14 protein-coding genes are annotated in these 16,834 nt (G+C 59.8%); 6 read left to right on the forward strand and 8 right to left on the reverse strand.

What is annotated here, in order from left to right:
* The gene (locus Q4Q11_RS05595) at nucleotides 1-1,116 is read left to right on the forward strand and encodes a D-TA family PLP-dependent enzyme (RefSeq protein WP_498568882.1); all 1,116 of its coding nucleotides are present in this window, start codon (nucleotides 1-3) and stop codon (nucleotides 1,114-1,116) included.
* A 172-nt stretch (nucleotides 1,117-1,288) separates the two neighbouring features.
* Here the strand turns inward: Q4Q11_RS05595 and Q4Q11_RS05600 are convergent, their stop codons facing one another.
* From Q4Q11_RS05600 to Q4Q11_RS05625, 6 genes are all read right to left on the reverse strand, one after another.
* Complete coding sequence (locus tag Q4Q11_RS05600; protein WP_113215183.1) at nucleotides 1,289-2,422, reverse strand: sn-glycerol-3-phosphate ABC transporter ATP-binding protein UgpC; 1,134 nt, start codon at nucleotides 2,420-2,422, stop codon at nucleotides 1,289-1,291.
* A 184-nt stretch (nucleotides 2,423-2,606) separates the two neighbouring features.
* Nucleotides 2,607-3,836, reverse strand: coding sequence for an extracellular solute-binding protein (locus Q4Q11_RS05605; RefSeq protein ID WP_113215182.1), 1,230 nt, complete (start codon nucleotides 3,834-3,836; stop codon nucleotides 2,607-2,609).
* A gap of 36 nt (nucleotides 3,837-3,872) precedes the next feature.
* Nucleotides 3,873-4,730, reverse strand: a complete 858-nt coding sequence (locus tag Q4Q11_RS05610) for a carbohydrate ABC transporter permease (protein WP_113215181.1) — start codon at nucleotides 4,728-4,730, stop codon at nucleotides 3,873-3,875.
* A complete protein-coding gene (locus Q4Q11_RS05615; RefSeq protein WP_112508944.1) occupies nucleotides 4,727-5,614 on the reverse strand; it encodes a carbohydrate ABC transporter permease in 888 nt (295 codons plus the stop codon). Before Q4Q11_RS05615 ends, Q4Q11_RS05610 begins: the two co-directional genes overlap by 4 nt.
* A gap of 13 nt (nucleotides 5,615-5,627) precedes the next feature.
* Entirely contained in the window at nucleotides 5,628-6,785 is a 1,158-nt protein-coding gene (locus Q4Q11_RS05620; RefSeq protein ID WP_113222217.1) for a Gfo/Idh/MocA family protein, read from the reverse strand.
* Nucleotides 6,786-6,979: 194 nt separating this feature from the next.
* Entirely contained in the window at nucleotides 6,980-7,312 is a 333-nt protein-coding gene (locus Q4Q11_RS05625) for a hypothetical protein (protein ID WP_113215179.1), read from the reverse strand.
* Nucleotides 7,313-7,569: 257 nt separating this feature from the next.
* Here Q4Q11_RS05625 and Q4Q11_RS05630 point away from each other — a divergent pair, with 257 nt between their 5' ends.
* Complete coding sequence (locus tag Q4Q11_RS05630) at nucleotides 7,570-8,445, forward strand: glycosyltransferase family 25 protein (protein WP_498568883.1); 876 nt, start codon at nucleotides 7,570-7,572, stop codon at nucleotides 8,443-8,445.
* A gap of 136 nt (nucleotides 8,446-8,581) precedes the next feature.
* Here the strand turns inward: Q4Q11_RS05630 and Q4Q11_RS05635 are convergent, their stop codons facing one another.
* Both Q4Q11_RS05635 and Q4Q11_RS05640 read right to left on the reverse strand, forming a co-directional pair.
* On the reverse strand, nucleotides 8,582-10,564 hold the full coding sequence (locus tag Q4Q11_RS05635) for a nucleoside-diphosphate sugar epimerase/dehydratase (RefSeq protein ID WP_113215178.1): 1,983 nt from the start codon (nucleotides 10,562-10,564) through the stop codon (nucleotides 8,582-8,584).
* 214 nt (nucleotides 10,565-10,778) lie between these two features.
* Nucleotides 10,779-12,455 carry a GumC family protein gene (locus Q4Q11_RS05640; protein WP_498568884.1) on the reverse strand — a complete coding sequence of 559 codons (1,677 nt, stop codon included), beginning with the start codon at nucleotides 12,453-12,455 and terminating at the stop codon, nucleotides 10,779-10,781.
* A 218-nt stretch (nucleotides 12,456-12,673) separates the two neighbouring features.
* On the opposite strand from Q4Q11_RS05640, the gene Q4Q11_RS05645 reads away from it, so the two are divergent.
* The 4 genes from Q4Q11_RS05645 to Q4Q11_RS05660 all read left to right on the forward strand — a co-directional run.
* Complete coding sequence (locus Q4Q11_RS05645; protein ID WP_498568888.1) at nucleotides 12,674-13,732, forward strand: glycoside hydrolase family 5 protein; 1,059 nt, start codon at nucleotides 12,674-12,676, stop codon at nucleotides 13,730-13,732.
* A gap of 107 nt (nucleotides 13,733-13,839) precedes the next feature.
* Entirely contained in the window at nucleotides 13,840-15,084 is a 1,245-nt protein-coding gene (locus Q4Q11_RS05650) for a hypothetical protein (protein ID WP_113222222.1), read from the forward strand.
* Between the two features lie 38 nt (nucleotides 15,085-15,122).
* Nucleotides 15,123-16,148, forward strand: a complete 1,026-nt coding sequence (locus Q4Q11_RS05655; protein ID WP_498568885.1) for an acyltransferase family protein — start codon at nucleotides 15,123-15,125, stop codon at nucleotides 16,146-16,148.
* A gap of 195 nt (nucleotides 16,149-16,343) precedes the next feature.
* The coding region (locus Q4Q11_RS05660) for an ACT domain-containing protein (RefSeq protein ID WP_498568886.1) at nucleotides 16,344-16,834 on the forward strand (491 nt) is incomplete at its 3' end.

Raw genomic sequence — 16,834 nt, forward strand, 5'->3', positions numbered from 1 at the left:
ATGGCTCCCAGTATCGCGCATGACATCGCCGTGGAAATCGGCCCCAAGCCGGGCGACAAGATCGACAGCCTCTCCACGCCGCGGCCTATCATCGACGAAGACCGGCTGGCTGCAAACATTGCCCGCGTGCAGTCCTACATGGATGCGAACGACCTGAATTTCCGCCCGCATATCAAGACGCACAAGATTCCCGCCCTCGCCCGCGCCCAGGTCGCCGCCGGCGCCAAGGGCATCAATTGCCAGAAGATCACCGAAGCGGAAGTCTTCGCCGATGCAGGCTTCGAGGATATCCTGATCACCTTCAATATCCTTGGGGCTGAAAAGCTTGCGCGGCTCTCGGCTTTGAACGACCGCATCGCCGGCCTCATGGTCGTGGCAGACAGCTCGGTGACGGTGGATGGCCTCTCCGACTGGTTCGCCGCCCGCAAGCCGATAACCGTGCTGGTGGAATGCGACACGGGCGGCGCGCGCTGCGGCGTGCAATCGCCAGAGCAGGCGGCCTCCCTGGGCAAATATATCGCCGGCATGAAGGGTCTCGTCTTCGGCGGTCTGATGAGCTATCCGAAGCCGAACAATGCGGCTGCGACACAGGCGTTCCTCGTTGAAGCCGTAGCGCTGCTGAAGAACGATGGCATCGAGTGCCCGATCGTCAGCAATGGCGGCACGCCAAGCCTTTTCGAGGCGCATCTGGTCACGGCCGCCACCGAGCATCGCGCCGGAACCTACATCTATAATGACCGCTCGATGGTACGTGCCGGCCATTGCAAGGAAGAGGATTGCGCCATGCATATCCTCGCCACCGTCGTCTCTCGGCCGACCGAAGATCGAGCCGTCATCGATGCAGGCTCCAAGGCTTTGACCTCCGATCTTCTCGGCTTTGCGGATTACGGGCATGTGGTCGATTATCCGGAAGCGGTGATCAAGGGGCTTTCGGAAGAGCACGGCGTCATCGACCTGTCGAACTGCACAGGTCCTCGCCCTGAGATCGGCGACAAGATCCGCATCATCCCGAACCACACCTGCGTCGTGTCCAACCTCTTCGACCAGATGGTGTTCCACCGCGATGGCGTCGTGACACGCGTCGAAGACGTGGCAGCTCGCGGTTTGGTCTGGTAGGGCGATCCCTCACCCGCTCTCGTGGTTCGAAACGGCCCAATGGGCCTCCTCACCAAGAGGGCCGATCCTCTGCGCTGTAGCCAAAGAGTAGCAAGCCGTGTCGAGGACCGGATTCGCTCCATCCTCACCCTGAGCTTGTCGAAGGGCGAGGATCCCCGGCAGCCGCCTCCCGTCAGGAAGCGGCCTGGTTCAGCAATTCCATGTCGATTTCCGTCAGCTCCACCCGACGCTCGAAGGCCTGGCCGTTCTCGTCGAAGAGGTGGCAATCGCCGAGGCGGATGCCGGTCTTGAGCGGGGTGTCCATGCGGATGGCTGCACTGCCGGGCAATGTCGCGCAGAAATTCTCGTCAATTCCGTCAGCGGTGGCATAGGCGACCGTTTGCGCGCCAAGGCGCTCCACGACCGTCGGCACGATGGTCAAAGTGAGATCGCCGTCGCCGAGCTGGACATGTTCCGGGCGGATGCCGAGCGTCAGCGGTTTGCCGACAAAGCCGGGGCGTGGCGTAACAGGCAGCAGAGCCATCTGGCCCTTGTAATCCACCTCCACGCCCGCATCGCTGACGCCAGTGCAGGTCACGGGCAGGAAATTCATTTTCGGATTGCCGATGAAGCGTGCGACGAAGGTATTTGCCGGCTTGTGGTAAAGCTCCAGCGGCGCGCCGACCTGCGATATTTCGCCGGCATTCAACACAACAATGCGGTCGGCCATGGTCATGGCCTCGACCTGATCGTGCGTCACGTAGATCATGGTCGCCTGCAATTGGCGATGCAGCTTGGCGAGCTCGATGCGCATGTCGGCACGCAGAGCGGCATCGAGATTGGACAACGGCTCGTCGAACAGGAAGATCTTCGGCTCGCGCACGATGGCGCGGCCGATGGCGACACGCTGGCGCTGGCCGCCCGAGAGCTGGCCCGGCTTTTGTTGCAGGCGCTGATCGAGATGGAGAATGCGAGCGGCATTCTCGACCTTGGCTTTGAGCTTGTCCTCCGCCATCTTCTCCACCCGCAGAGGGAAGGCGATGTTCTCGAACACCGACATATGCGGGTAGAGCGCATAGGACTGGAACACCATGGCGATGCCGCGCTTGACGGGCGGCAGGTCGTTGACGCGACCGCCATCGATCATGATGTCGCCGCTGGTCACCTCGTCGAGGCCTGCAATCATGCGCAGCAAGGTCGACTTGCCACAACCGGACGGACCGACGAAGACGATGAATTCACCGTCATTTACGTCGAGCTCGACGCCCTTGATGACCTCGAAATGACCATAGAATTTCTTGACCTGATTAAGGTGCAGCTTTCCCAAACTCTGTCTCCGCGCGGCGCCGCCATAGGGCGGGCAGGGCTAGAGCGTTTCAGCTTTTCATGGAATCTCTGAACCGCTCAAGCCTTTGTTTCTCGCAATTCCGGACGGAAAACCGCTGCGCACTTTTCCTGGAATTGCTCTAGAAAGGCCGCGCGCATTGCGCGCGGCCCGGTGGCTTGCAGACTTATTTGTACTGCTCGAGATCGGCAGCGGCCTTCTTCAGGGCGTCCGCCGGCTGAGCCTGACCTGTCACGACCGACTGGACCATCGCAATCATGACATTCTGGAAGCCCTTGTAGTCCTTGAAGAGCGGCTCGGGACCGCCGTAAGCGATGCCGTCGATGAACGGCTTCCAGGAAGCGTCCTTCTTGACGAACTCGTCAACCATCGGAGACGGGCGCAGCGGCGTCAGGCCAGCGCCGCCCTGCAGCTCGTATTCGCCCTGCGGGCCGGGAGACGTGATGAACTTGGCAAGGTCGATTGCCTTTTCCTCGACGCCGCTGCCCTTGAAGACGGCAAGGCTGTCGGTGATGAGGAGCGTGCCAGGACCCTTGGCCGAAGGGCCGAGCGGCAGCGGAGCGACACCCCAGTTGATCTTCGTTTCCTTCAGGCGGGCGGCGGCACCCGAACCGGCCTGGAGCATGCCAACCTTGCCATCGAGGAAGATGGCGCGCATTTCGTTCTGCTCGTAGGCCGTAGGTCCTTCGACGGAATAAGGCGTGATGTCCTTGTAGGCCTGGAGGGCGGCCAGCACTTCGGGGCTGTCGAGGACGATCTTGTCGCCATCGATGACCTTGCCGTTGTTGGTATAAACCCAATGCAGGAACTGGTGCATAGTGTTGTCGAAGGTCTTGGCCGAGAGACCGTAACCGGGAACGCCGGTCTTTTCCTTGATCGCCTTGGCGTCGGCGATTTCTTCGGCCCAGGTGGTCGGCGGCTTCTCAGGGTCAAGTCCGGCCTTCTTGAAGAGATCTTTGTTCCAGTAGAGCGCCTTGGTCGAGAAGGCGATCGGCGTGCCCCACTGCTGTCCATCGAACGTTACGGTATTAACGATGCCGGGATAATAAGCCTTCTTCTCCTCGTCCGTCATCGGGATCGGAACGATGAGATCGTTGTCGGCGAACTGCTTCAGCGTGCGCGAGCCGACATAAGCCATGGCGACCGGCGTGCCGGCGGCGGCAAGCGTGGTCGCCTTGTCCTGGCACTGTTCCCAGCCGACGACCTCAGGCTTGACGGACCAGCCCGGATTCTTGTCTTCCCACTGCTTGATGTATTTCACATGGATCGGATCGATGCTGTCACCGCAATAGATCCAGCTGATTTCCTTGTCGGCCGCCTGGGCGTTCACGGCGCCAAGCACGGTGGAGCCGAGCAAAGCAAGGGCAAGAAGCCCCGTCTTGAAATGGAATGTCACGTTTAAGCTCCCGTTCTCTCTGGTGGTTGATTGATTTTATTGCTTCACCGCGCCGGCGGTCAGACCGCTGACGAGATACCGTTGCAGGAAGAAGATCACGACCAGAGCCGGCGCGATGCCGACGAAACTTGCGGCCATGAGTTCGTTCCAGACGACCTCCTGCCGGCCGAAATAGGCAAAGAGCCCGACCGGCAGCGGCATGTATTCCGTCTTCGAATTGAAGGTAAGAGCATAGATGAACTGCTGCGCGTAGGCCTCAATGAACGAGGAAATCGCCACCACGACGATGCCTGGCACGGCGATCGGCAGAATAACCCGGCGCAGCGTGTAGAATTGGCTCGCGCCATCGACATAGGCTGCTTCGTCGAGTTCGCGCGGGATGCGCCTGATATAGGTGTGCAGCAGCCAGATGCCCGTGGGAATGATGAAGGCGACCCCGGGCACGATCATGGCGAAATAGGTGTTCAGCACGCCAAAGGAGCGCATGAGCCGGAAGAGCGGGATGAGCAGCACGGCGCCGGAAAACATCTTGACGGCGAGAAAAGCACCGAGCAGCAGGCCGGATCCCTTGAACTCGAAACGCGCGAAGGCGTAAGCCGCCGGCACGACGAGAACCAGCACGATGATGGTGATCGTGCCGGAGATCAGAAACGAGTTGAAGATGTACCAACCGAAGCCGGGTACGCTGGTCCACATCGTCCGATAGGCCGCAAAGGAGCCGTTCTCGGGAATGAACCGGTAGGGCGAGGAGAAAAGCTGGCTGAGCGGTTTCAGCGACACCAGGAAGCCTTCGATGAAGGGCGCCAGCACAAAGGTCAGGAAGAGCAGGATTCCGGCATAGATGCCGATGAGCTCGTACCATTTGTAGCGATGGATCATCGAAGGGTGGCTCATCGCTGCTTGGCTCCCGTGGAAAAGCGGCTCGTCAGGCGGAAATAGGCAAGGCAGAAGAGCGACAGGAAGATGCAGATCAGCACCGCTCGCGCTGCACCCTCGCCATATTTGTAGGAGCCGATCGCGGTGCGATAGGTGTCGATGATCATCGTCGTGGTTTCGCCATTCGGGCCGCCGCGAGTCAAAATCCAGATGATGTCGAAGGAATTGAAGGTCGAGATCAAGGAGAGCATCGACATGGTGACCAGCGAAGGCACCAAAAGCGGCAGGGTGATACGGCGGAAGCGATAGAAACGCCCGGCGCCGTCCGTCCAGGCGGCTTCGTAGAGATCGTGCGGGATCGCCTGCATCGCCGCCAGCATATAAAGAGTGACCATCGGCACGCCGATCCAGACGTCGGTGACGATCGTCGCCCAGAAGGCTGAGCTACCGTAGGCAAGGAATGCGACCGGGCTGTCAACGATGCCGAAACGCTGGAGCAGGCCGGAAATCATGCCGAACTGGCCATTGTACATCCAGCCCCACATGAAGATGCCGATCGCCATCGGCACGACCCAGGGCGGCATGGTCAAGACACGAAAGAGCGCACGGCCCGGAACGGCCGAATTCAGGAGTGCCGCCCCCAACGTGCCGATGATCATCTTGATCGACACGGAAAAGAACGTCCAGATGAAGGTACGGACGATGACGCCTGCAAAAGTGTCGTTGAAGATCTTCGCGTAATTCTCGAAACCGACCCAATTCGTCACCTTCTTCAGCGATGCATCGGTGAAGGAGAGGATGATCGTATCGACCAGCGGATAGGCAACGATGACGGTGACGTAGAGAAGAGCCGGAAAAAGCAGGAGCCAGGCGAAGATGACCGTGCTGCGTTGAACACCCATCTTACGCCCCTCCCTAGGCGGCTCTTGAATGAAGCGCTTCGTCGAACTCGTCCCATATCGGTCGGAGATCGACGACGGCCCTCTTCATGCGCGCCTCGTCCATTGAGAGCGCCAGAATGCCGGCTTCCAGCGCATTCTGGGTCGAGACCGGCAGGTGCAATCCGGATTTGACGTGCGCGATGATATCGGCGGCCATCTGCTCGTCGGCGCCATAATGCTGAGAAAGCGTGGTGGCGGCGTAAGTGTTTTCGATCACCTTGTTGCCGGTCAGCATCTCGTGGACATTGAGATAGCCGCGAATGAAATCGCCCTCGGCCATCCCGCGCGAGCCCATGATGGCAAAGCGGCGGAACTGATCCGGCACGTTTAGGTTGGTGTGGAAGTTCATGCCGACACCATTGGCATATTCGACGATCGCCACCTGGTAATCGATGATATCGCCGTCGCTGTCGAAAACCTTGTCCGACCCCATCCAGCCGCTCGGCTTGCGATGGAAGAGCTCGAGATCGTTGATGCCTTCCCTTGCCGGATCGTTTTCCGGAATGAAGCTCTTGCGGCCGCCGAAGCTTGCCACCCTCTCCGGCCGCGCACCGACCACGCCATTGTAGAGATCGAGGTCGTGGCAGCATTTCTCCAGCATGAAGCTGCCGGAATAATGTTCGTAGCGGCGCCAGTCGCGCATGAAGAAGGCGCCGTGATAGGGCTCGATATGCTCGGCCGCCTCGATGGAAACGACATGGCCGAGTTTCCCCTCAGCCTGGGCGGCCAAGAGATCGCGGTACATCGGCGAATAGCGCAGCACCAGACCGACATTCAGGCGCTCGTGACCGAACTTCGCCATCAGGCGGGCCAGCTCGATGCTGTCCTTGATCGTCGTGACGATCGGCTTTTCGCAGAAGATCTTGAGACCGGCTTCGAGGCCGATGCGAATGTGATCGAGATGCATGTGGTTCGGAGAGCCGATCATCAGGAGATCGATCTTTTCGCTGGCAATCAGCTCCTGAGGCGTCGCATAGGCCTTTCCGGCCGGTATGCCGCGTTCGGCCAGACCGGGCAGGCCTGCAGGCGCCGGATCGACATATCCGGCAATCTCGAAGCTTTCGTCTATCGCCTTGAAGACATAGCCCAGATAGCCCAGGCGGAATCCCAGCCCAATGATTCCAACGCGCATGCTTTTGAGTTCCCATTACGTAATTTATTTTCGTAACCTTGGGGCAAATTTTCGCATTCGTCAACGACGTTCGCGCGTTTAACCGAAAACATGAAATTTATTTTCAGACCAGGGACAAACCTACGCGACGCCGAACATGAATCCACGCTCGCCTTGATTGCGCTGCCGCTTAATCCGGCAGGGTGCCTAAGACATCATCTGTCCGGGCCGCTATACTGCCAATACTGGTAGTTCGGCTTTCTGGTGCTGCTGGAAATGACGCCATTCTGATCGCACACGTAGCCGAGACGCGGCAGACCACGATAGAACAGGCCTTCGCGAAAATAGTCTGCATACACCGTGGCGGTTCGGCACTGAAATTTCTCGTCAGCCGCCATTTTTGGCGCAGTTACGCCTGGGAGGTCCTTGTAAGGATAGACGGGAGCGACATATGGCTTAGGGAGAAGCGGGTTGTCGGCAAGCGCAGCCGCCGGCATGAAGACCGCAAGGGATAGGGCAGCAATGGCGATTTTCGACCTGGTCCACATAAATTGCTACGCTCCTTCGCAGATGCGAGCGCAACGACCATGCGCCGCATGCTATAGGTATAATAGTGCTATCGCCCCGCGCCAACGGGCCGCCTACCAAAATCGCGCGCAAGTGATGGTTCCCAGGTCGGAGACAGGGCGTTCACGCTACGTTACACCAAAGAAAATGCTTTTATCTGCAAACACAACATCTGCGTGCACTCCCTGTTTGCGACAAGTCATAAGCATGTTATATAGTATGAAAATTATCATCTTAGTTGCCGTCGCCGCGATTTCTGTTTGCAGGAGTAGTCGTCATTCTCGAACAGATTAGTCGTATCCCCCCTTTCACTGACCCCGAGGTCGCTGACGATGCCGCTCAGCAGATCTCGATCTATGTCATCAATCTCGACCGCTCGCGTGATCGCTGGGAACATCTGTGCAGTCAGGCCGTGGAGTACGACCTCAATGTTACGCGCATACCCGCTATCGACGGCCGCGTCATCGCCGACGCGGATCGCGTCGATTTCCACCCGCATTCGTTCATCTACCATAACGGCCGCAAACTTCTGCCCGGCGAATACGGATGCTATCGCAGCCATCTGCTCGCGCTTGAGCAATTTGTCGCCAGCGGCGACAGGATGGCCATCATCATGGAAGACGACGTCGAGCTCAACGAGAGGCTGATTCCGCGAGCGGTTGCCGCGATGGAATGCGTCCAGGGCGCACGTCTCGTCAAGCTCGTCAACCATCGCCTCGTCGGCTTCAAGGCGATCTGCGAGACGACTGAAAACGATGTCATCGGCCGCTGCATGCATGGTCCGCAGGGGTCGGCCGCCTGTTACATCCTCAACCGCAAGGCCGCCAAGAAGCTGCTGACGGCATTGAAACCCATGCTTCTTCCCTACGACGTCGCTCTCGAGCGCGGCTGGTCGACGGGCGTGGAAACGTTCACGACACTTGATAACCTGGTCGATTTCAGCCGGCATCGCGCCGATACTACAATCGGCAAGCGCATGCACTATCGCGCCGTAAAGCGGCACTTCCTTTTGCGGTTGACGGCGTATTGGTTCCGCACCTGCGATCAGCTGCGCCGCTGGCGTTATGCCATCAAGGCCAGACGGGAAACTGCGGCAGACCTCGGCAAGCGCTGAGCGCGGCCGCGCCGACATCTAAAACCGTCGCGATCTTTCAGATTCGCTCCATACGCTTCAAGCCATTGATTTTTTTGCACGTCGTTATCGCAGAACCATCGCGCAGTTTTGCGCGACATGCTTTGGCAGCCATGCCCTATAGCTGCGCGACATTGTCGAGGTTCGGCTGGCCGACCGCCAGATCCGTCTCGCGTTCGCGATAGACCAGATCGACCACTTCACCGCTCGGCGCATAGCCCGAGACGAGCTTCTGCAACAGGGCTCTGGCCAAGGGTATGTCGTTTTCCTCCAGTGCCGCCTCCAGAGCGGCAAGCCGCCTCGACAATTCCGGCCATGGCAGGAAATCCTCCTTGGCTTGCATGATGCGCGGGTGGCTCGTCGGATGCGGATTGTCGCCGATCAACAACTCCTCATAGAGCTTCTCTCCCGGCCGTAACCCGGTAATCTCCAGTTCTATGTCGCCATCGGGCTCGTCGCCGTCCCGCACGGTCAGGCCGGACAGTTCCACCATGCGCCGGGCGAGATCGGCGATGCGTACGGGCTCGCCCATATCGAGCAGGAAGACGTCGCCGCCCCCGGACATGGCGCCTGCCTGAATCACGAGCTGCGACGCCTCGGGGATGGTCATGAAATAACGGGTGATGTCCGGATGCGTGAGCGTGATCGGTCCGCCGTCCCGAATCTGCTGGCGAAACAGCGGCACGACCGAGCCGGAGGAGCCAAGCACGTTGCCGAAACGGACCATGGCGAAATTGGTGCTGACGGCACCGGGCTTGCGATCGGCATCCATGGCCTGCAGCACCATTTCCGCCAGCCGCTTGCTCGCGCCCATGATATTGGTCGGACGTACGGCCTTGTCGGTGCTGATGAGGACGAAATTTTCGACGCCGTAATCGCGGGCGGCTTCGGCCGCGATCTGGGTACCCAGCACATTGTTGCGGATGCCCTCGACAGGATTGTATTCGACAAGCGGAACATGCTTGTAGGCGGCGGCGTGATAGACGGTCTTCGGCCGCCACGCCTCCATGATCTGCCTGATCCGCCGGTCGTCGCGGACGGAGGCAAGGAAGGGAATGATGCGAACATCGGCGTGGCCTGCGGAGGCGGCCGATTTTTCCAGCTCGCCATGAATGGCATAAAGGCCGAATTCGCTCTGCTCCACCAGCAGCAAGGAGGACGGGCCGTTCTTGAGGATCTGACGGCAGAGTTCGCTGCCGATCGAGCCGCCGGCGCCGGTCACCATGACGACCTTGCCGCGGATATCCTTTTCGATCAGGCTGCGGTCGGGGGCGATCACATTGCGGCCGAGCAGGTCCTCGATATCCAGTTCACGCAGATCGGAGACAGCGACACGGCCCTGTGCGAGCGCCGTCAAATCGGGCATCGTCCGTACGGTAACGCGGGCCTTGCGCATGTCTTCGAGAATTTCATTGCGTCTTTGCCGGGTGGCATTCGGCAAGGCCAGAAGCACGCCCTTGATCTCGCCCGAAACCACCAGCGCCGGTAAATCGCTAGGATCGTAGATGGGCAGGCCGCCCATAATGCTGCCATGCAGATTGCGGTCGTCATCGAGATAGCCGACGACATTCAGCTCGGCGCTGTTGGCAAGAGCGCCCGCGAGCTGCCGTCCCGAGCCGCCGGCGCCATAGATCAGGACCTTGGCAAGCTGGTTGCGGTTCAGAAGACGTTGATAGGCATTGCCGAGCCAGTACCGCGTCCACATGCGCGACAGGCCGACGGCGATCAGCAGCAGCAAGGGCTGCAATATGCCGACCGTGCGCGGCACGCCCGGCACGCTGATGGCGGTAAAAATCGTCATGAAGGCGAGAGCATAGATCGCCACCGCCTTGACGACCGTCACGAACGCCGAAAGGCCGGCATAGCGGAAAATGGCGCGATAGAGGCCGAGGACGATGAAAATCGGTATGGCAAGGAGAAGAGAGACGATCGCCGGCAGCCATTCGACGCCTTCGAGAATGACCCAATCGTCGAGGCGCAGGCAATAGGCGAACCAGACCGTGAGCACGCAAAGGCTGGCATCGACCAGCAGTGCCAGCGCGCGCTTGGTGGAGCGCGGCAGCGCCAGGAACGGCAAGACGAGCTTATCCGCGGGCACCATCGGTCAATTTTCCCCGGCGCCAGTCATCGGAGCAGCACACCGCTTTTCTCGCATAGATTGTCTCACAAAATGCCATACGACGTCTAATGACCGTATCGTGCCTTCATTAGCAAGGTCCGATCATTCGCAGCGCCGATTTACATCTAGAACAGCCCGCGCACAATTGCATCCCCGATCCTGAAGAAGCTGCCTGCGCAAAAATGCGGAAAAGAGCTCACTTGCCGAAATAGGCGCGAATGATCGGGTGCCGAAACAGGCCGAGGAGAACGGCAAAAGCCATGCCGAGACCCGCGCCGAACATCGCGCCGGCAATCAAGCCGGCCACCATCATCACCTTCCGGCTCGGTCCATCCGCCTTCAGCGGCGGCTCCGCCTCGGAGATCACGCGAATATTGCTCTGCGACAGATCCTGCGCGTCGCTGGCCTGTCCGGACCGCTTCAGAAGCGATTCATAGAGGTCGCGGGCGGCAGTTGCCTTGCGCTGCAGTTCGTTCAGACCGACGAGCTTGCCCGACGTGTTGACCTGCGAAGCCTTCTGCACCGCCAGTTCCTTGGCGATATCCTGCTCGGCCCTCTGCGCCTGCTCGTAGCCGGCACGAGCCGAGGTCATCTGCCGCTGCAATTCGGCCCGGATTTCCGCAGCAAGGCTTTCCAGCGAGGATTTCGCGGCGAGCAGACGCGGATGACGGCTTCCAAGCTGGCTTTGGAGGCTGCCGACATTGGCCGCCAACGCCGCATATTGCTGCCGTAGGCTGCTCAATGCAGTCGACGTCGCCCCGGAGGAAGAATTGTCGGAGACAACATCCTCGAAGCTGAGTTTGCTGGCCGCATCGGCGCGGGCTTTCGCTTCGATCGTTTTCTGCTGGGCGGTCACCAGCATATCGTTCAGCGCGGTCAGCCGCTTGTCGGAGATCAGATTGCCCTCGACGGCCACCATGTCATTGTCGGCGCGGTAGGTTTCAACGGCCTTTTCGGCTGAAAGCACCTGCTGGCGCAGATCTTCGAGGCGGGAGTCGAGCGCCGTATTGCTGCTTTTGTAGCTTTTTGCCGCCGCCTTGCTCTCCTCCTCCATGAAGGAGGCCACGAGCTGATTGGCGATCCTGGCCGACTTTTGCGGATCGCCCGTCGTCACCTTCGCGGTCACTACATAGGTGCTGGCCTCGCGGGCAATCAGCAAGGCTTTCGCCAGCGTGGCCGCCGCGACATATTTTGCCGCCTCACCGGTGGCGCCGCCATCGAATTGCGGGTCCTGGTCGAGCTTCAGCGCATCGACGACCCGGCTGAGCACCTTGCCCGAAGACAGAATCTGCGTCTGGCTGTCGATCATCGTCGTGATCAGTTCCGGTGCCGTGGGCGCCTGCTGGGCGGAATCGGAAGCTCCGGCCGGACGGGGATCGAAATAGAGCCTGGTTTCCGCGGTGAACTTCTGCGGTATCATCGGAATGGTGACGGCGCCCAGCACGGCACCGGCGCCTGCCAAGGCAAGCACCAGGAATTTCTTTGACCAGATCGAACGAATGGCGGAGCGCAGATCGAGAAGCGGCGCATCTGCTGGAGCTTGCGGCGCCGGCGATGAGACGGCATTCGGTGCTGCAGCAATCGTCGCCGGCTCCGTCACGGGATCAGCGGCGGCGAGCGGTTCGGCCGCGGGCTGACGAGGTTTTGGCTCCGGCTGGCGCTCACTGGAAGGCTGCGGCGCACTCCCGGTCGCCGCCGGTGCCACGGCATCTATTGGGTGATCCGGGGAGCGGGATTCTGCTTCTGAAATGAAATCGCGCGGGCGCAGCAGCGGGCTGCGCGCACGCAAGCCCTGGCGGTATCCGTCAGACGGCTCGATGTCGCGCCAACCTGCGGGTTGGTCCGATCGCTTGTTTCTTTCCATTGAGCTCATGTCAGGCTTCCAACGCTCCGCAGACCTGATGCGCCCAACGGATGCAAGGAGTTTAGAAATGTTTGGCTAACGGATCATTAAGGACGCTCCGAGGAAGTCGAGACGGCGGCAGCCGCAGCCCCTTCCGTTCATCTTTGCTCAACGCGTGGCGCCTTATGAAAACTGCGCCTTCGCAGCGCAAACAGGAGCGTGCAATGACCGGACCGATGACGAGAATGATGCGTCTGGCACTTGCAGCAACGGTGGCGGTTGTTTCCATTGTCGCGCAGGCCGGCGATGGCTCTGCCGCCTCGCAGCTCTGCTATCGCGGCATCAATCTTTCCGGCGCCGAATACGGCGACCGCGACGGCGTGCCGGGCACCAACTATACCTATCCCTCGGACGAGACCGTGCGTTATTTCGCCAGCAAGGGCATGAATGCCGTGCGCCTGCCTTTCCGCTGGGAGCGCTTGCAGCCGGTACTCGGCCAGCCTTTCGACGGGACGGAGCTGCAGAGATTGAAGGATGCAGTTGCGCTCATACAGAAGCACAACATGGCTGTCGTCCTCGATCCGCACAATTTCGGCTATTACGACAAGATCCAGGTAACCCAGGCGCCGGCAACGGACCTTGCCTTCGGTGATTTCTGGGCACGGCTTGCCCTCGAATTCGCCAACCGCAAGGGCGTCCTTTTTGGCCTGATGAACGAACCGCACGATATCAAGGCGCCCGACTGGCTGGAGGCCGCCAATACGGCCATCCGCAGCATCCGTACCGTCGGCGCGCGCAACCTCATCCTCGTGCCCGGCACGAACTGGACGGGCGCACACAGCTGGTCCACCGACGTGCTGGGTGGCGGGGCCAACGGCACCGTGATGCTCGGCGTCAAGGATCCGATCGATTTCTACGCCTTCGAATTCCATCAATATCTCGACGCCGACAGCTCGGGAACGCATGCGGTCTGCGACGGCAGCGACGGCGCGAAAAAGGGTTTGCTCGACGTCACGGACTGGTTGCGCAAGAACGGCAAACGCGGCTTTCTCGGCGAATTCGGCGTAGCGGGAAGCCAGCCCTGCCTTGACGGGCTGAAGGCGGTCTTTGGCATCATGGCCGACAACAGCGACGTCTGGCTCGGCTGGACCTATTGGGCCGCAGGCGAGTGGTGGCCACAGGAAGAGCCGCTGAACGTACAGCCGCGCAACGGCAAGGACCGGCCGCAGATGAAGACGATCACGGCCGCCGCCGGCAAGAAGACGCCGCTCGGACCCAGCTGCGCAGCCGTGAAGCCAGCCGGCTGACCGACCCAGGAAAGCGTGCGGCCGGTGCAAACGGTTAGCTCTTTGTCGCGAATCACCAGACTGATATCCTTGCGCCGGCCAAAGAATGCCGTAGCCCCGGACGATAGATGAGAAGCCTTCCCGATAAACAGCGCGTCGATTATCCGATCCTGGCGATCACGCTGTTTTCTGTGCTCTACAATTGCGTCCTCGCCTATATCAATCACAACATCATGCCGCTTTCGGTCTCGCATGTGGTGCTCTGCGAAGGCTTGATGATGATCTCCAGCGTGGCCTTGATTTTCAAGAAGGGGATTTATGAGGAAGACCTGCCGATCGTCCTCTTTCTCCTCTTTACGCTGATCATCACGATCTACATCACGGTCTTCAATCGCCTGACCTTCATCGACCAGTTCCGTAACGTCCTGATCATCTTCGCCTTTGCCGGCATCGGAAGCTGGGCGAGCGAGCGAACGGTGAAGCTCGCCTTTCGCATTGCCTGCGCGGCGGTGCTGCTGTTCCTCGTCTGCGAAGTCGTCAGCACGCCCTTCTATGTCAGCCTGTTCCATCCTGGCGAATATTTCGAGAATACGCGCGGCATCAAGCAGGCGAGCTTCAATTCGACCGGCCTCTTTGCCAATGCGCTCGGCTTTCAGGGGCGCTTTTCCTTCGGCCTCATCGATCACCGCTCCTCGTCGATCTTTCTGGAACAGGTATCGCTCGCCAATTTCTGCGGCGTCATCGTCATCTACCTGCTGTCCTTCTGGCCGAAGCTCGCCTTCCTCGAAAAGGCGCTGTTCATCTCGACGGTGCTTTTGATCCTGCTCACCAACGACACCCGAACGATGCTGATCTTTTCCTGCATCAGCATCGGGGGATACTTCCTGTTTCCGAAGATACCGAAAGCGTTCGACCTGATCCTGATGCCGCTCATCATCCTCATCGGCTTCTTCGTGCATTTCATGAAGCCGGACGAGGTCGGCGATAATTTCACCGGGCGCATCGGCGTCACCATCAAGAAGATGCTGGATCTCGACATACAGTCCATGCTCGGCCTGTCGATCTCGCGCATCGGCGAATTTGCCGACAGCGGCTATGTCTACCTCATCTACGGATCGACGATCCTCGGCCTGATCGTCTTCTGGCTCTTCGTCTGCCTTTATCCCGCCGGCAGGACGGCGGCGCAAAGACGCTGCGTTCATTCACTCTCTCTTTTCATTTTTCTGAATATGATGATCGGCGGCACGGCGATCTTTTCCATCAAGATCGCCGGGCTGCTCTGGCTGCTCGTCGGTTACATGCGTGTGTCCGACAACCCGCGCGCCGTTCGGGCGCAGTCGGAGACCCTAAACGAAAGCAGAGTGCCGGGCTGACGACCGTTCGCGTCGGTAACGGCCGCGTGAGGATCGGGATGCTTGTCCAGCTGCAGTATCTGCGTGCCATCGCTGCACTGATGGTCGTCTATTTTCATTCGGTGCTGCAGGTGCCGAAGGTCCAGCCCGGCTTCCAAACGGTTTTTCACCTCTTCGGCGAAACAGGCGTCGACATATTCTTCGTGCTCAGCGGCTTCGTCATGTGGCTGACCACCGCCGGGCGCCAAATACGCCCGCTGGACTTCTACCGACGCCGGATCCAGCGCATCGTGCCCCTCTATTGGCTGGCGACGCTGTTTGCCGCAAGCGTCGCGCTCGTTGCCCCGACGCTGCTGAAGTCGACGGTCTTCGACCTTCCGCATCTCATCGCCTCGCTGTTCTTCCTCCCCTGGCCCAACCCTGCCGATCCCGAGCTCACGGCCCCTGTCGTCGTGCCGGGCTGGACGCTGAACTACGAGATGTTCTTCTATTTCGTGTTCGGCCTGCTGCTGCTCGTTCGCGAGAAATGGCGGTTTGCGGCGCTGTTTGCGGCGATGACCACGATCATCCTCATCTGCCGTTTCCTGCCCGGCGGGACGACTGCCGCCAAATTCTACAGCGACCCGATCATCTACGAGTTTCTGGCGGGTGTACTTCTTGCCAAGCTCTATCTCGACAAGATTCTTTTGCCGCAAGCCGTCGCCTGGCCGGCGCTGGCGATGGGATTCTCGTTTCTGCTGATCAACGAAACGCTCTGTGATGCCAGCACGCGCTCCTACATGTGGGGCATTCCCGCCGTCGTGATCCTCTATTCGGCCGTGTCGATCGACTTCTCGAAGCTTCCGGTCATCGCCACCCTGCAATATCTGGGCGACGCCTCCTACAGCATCTACATCACTCATGCCTTCACGCTCGCAATACTGCGCGTCGTTTGCGTCCATCTCGATATCGACATTCTGGCAAATGCGCCGATCTTCGTCACGGCCTGTATCGCCTCTTCGGCGATCGGCGGCGCCATCGTCCATGAGCTGACGACGCCCAGCCGCTGGCGGAAATGGAAAAGGAAGCGGCCGGCCGCGGCCTGACCATCATCTCCTCACCGGATTCTTGCCGTCTTCTCTCAAGACGACGGTGATACGCGGCTGGAAGACGCAATGGGAACGGAATTTTCCGCCACCTGTCATAAGCTTTGACCCACGTTCGGATCGGGAAGCTTTTCCCTGCCGGTTGATTGCGATAAGCGAACGGCAAAGATGAAGCCGTTCTATGAGGGAAGAGACATGACAAGCTATGTACTGACAGTGGCATGCAAGTCGACGCGCGGGATCGTTGCGGCGATATCGAACTATCTGGCCGATCAGGGCTGCAACATCGTCGATTCCAGCCAGTTCGACGACCTCGATACCGGCATGTTCTTCATGCGCGTCTCCTTCATCTCCGAGGAGGGCGTGGGCGAGGCGGCACTGGTGGAGGGCTTCAAGCCGATCGCGGAAAAGTTCGCCATGGTTTCGGAATTCCACGATGCCAAGAAGCGCATGAAGGTGCTGCTCATGGTGTCGCGCTTCGGCCATTGCCTCAACGACCTGCTCTATCGCTGGAAGATCGGCGCGCTGCCGATCGACATCGTCGGCGTCGTCTCCAACCATTTCGATTACCAGAAGGTCGTCGTCAACCACGACATCCCCTTCCACCATATCAAGGTGACGAAGGACAACAAGCCGCAGGCCGAAGCCCAGCTTCTGGAGCTGGTCGAGCAGACCGGCACGGAGCT

It is taken from the genome of Rhizobium sp. UFLA01-1127 (assembly GCF_059803845.1).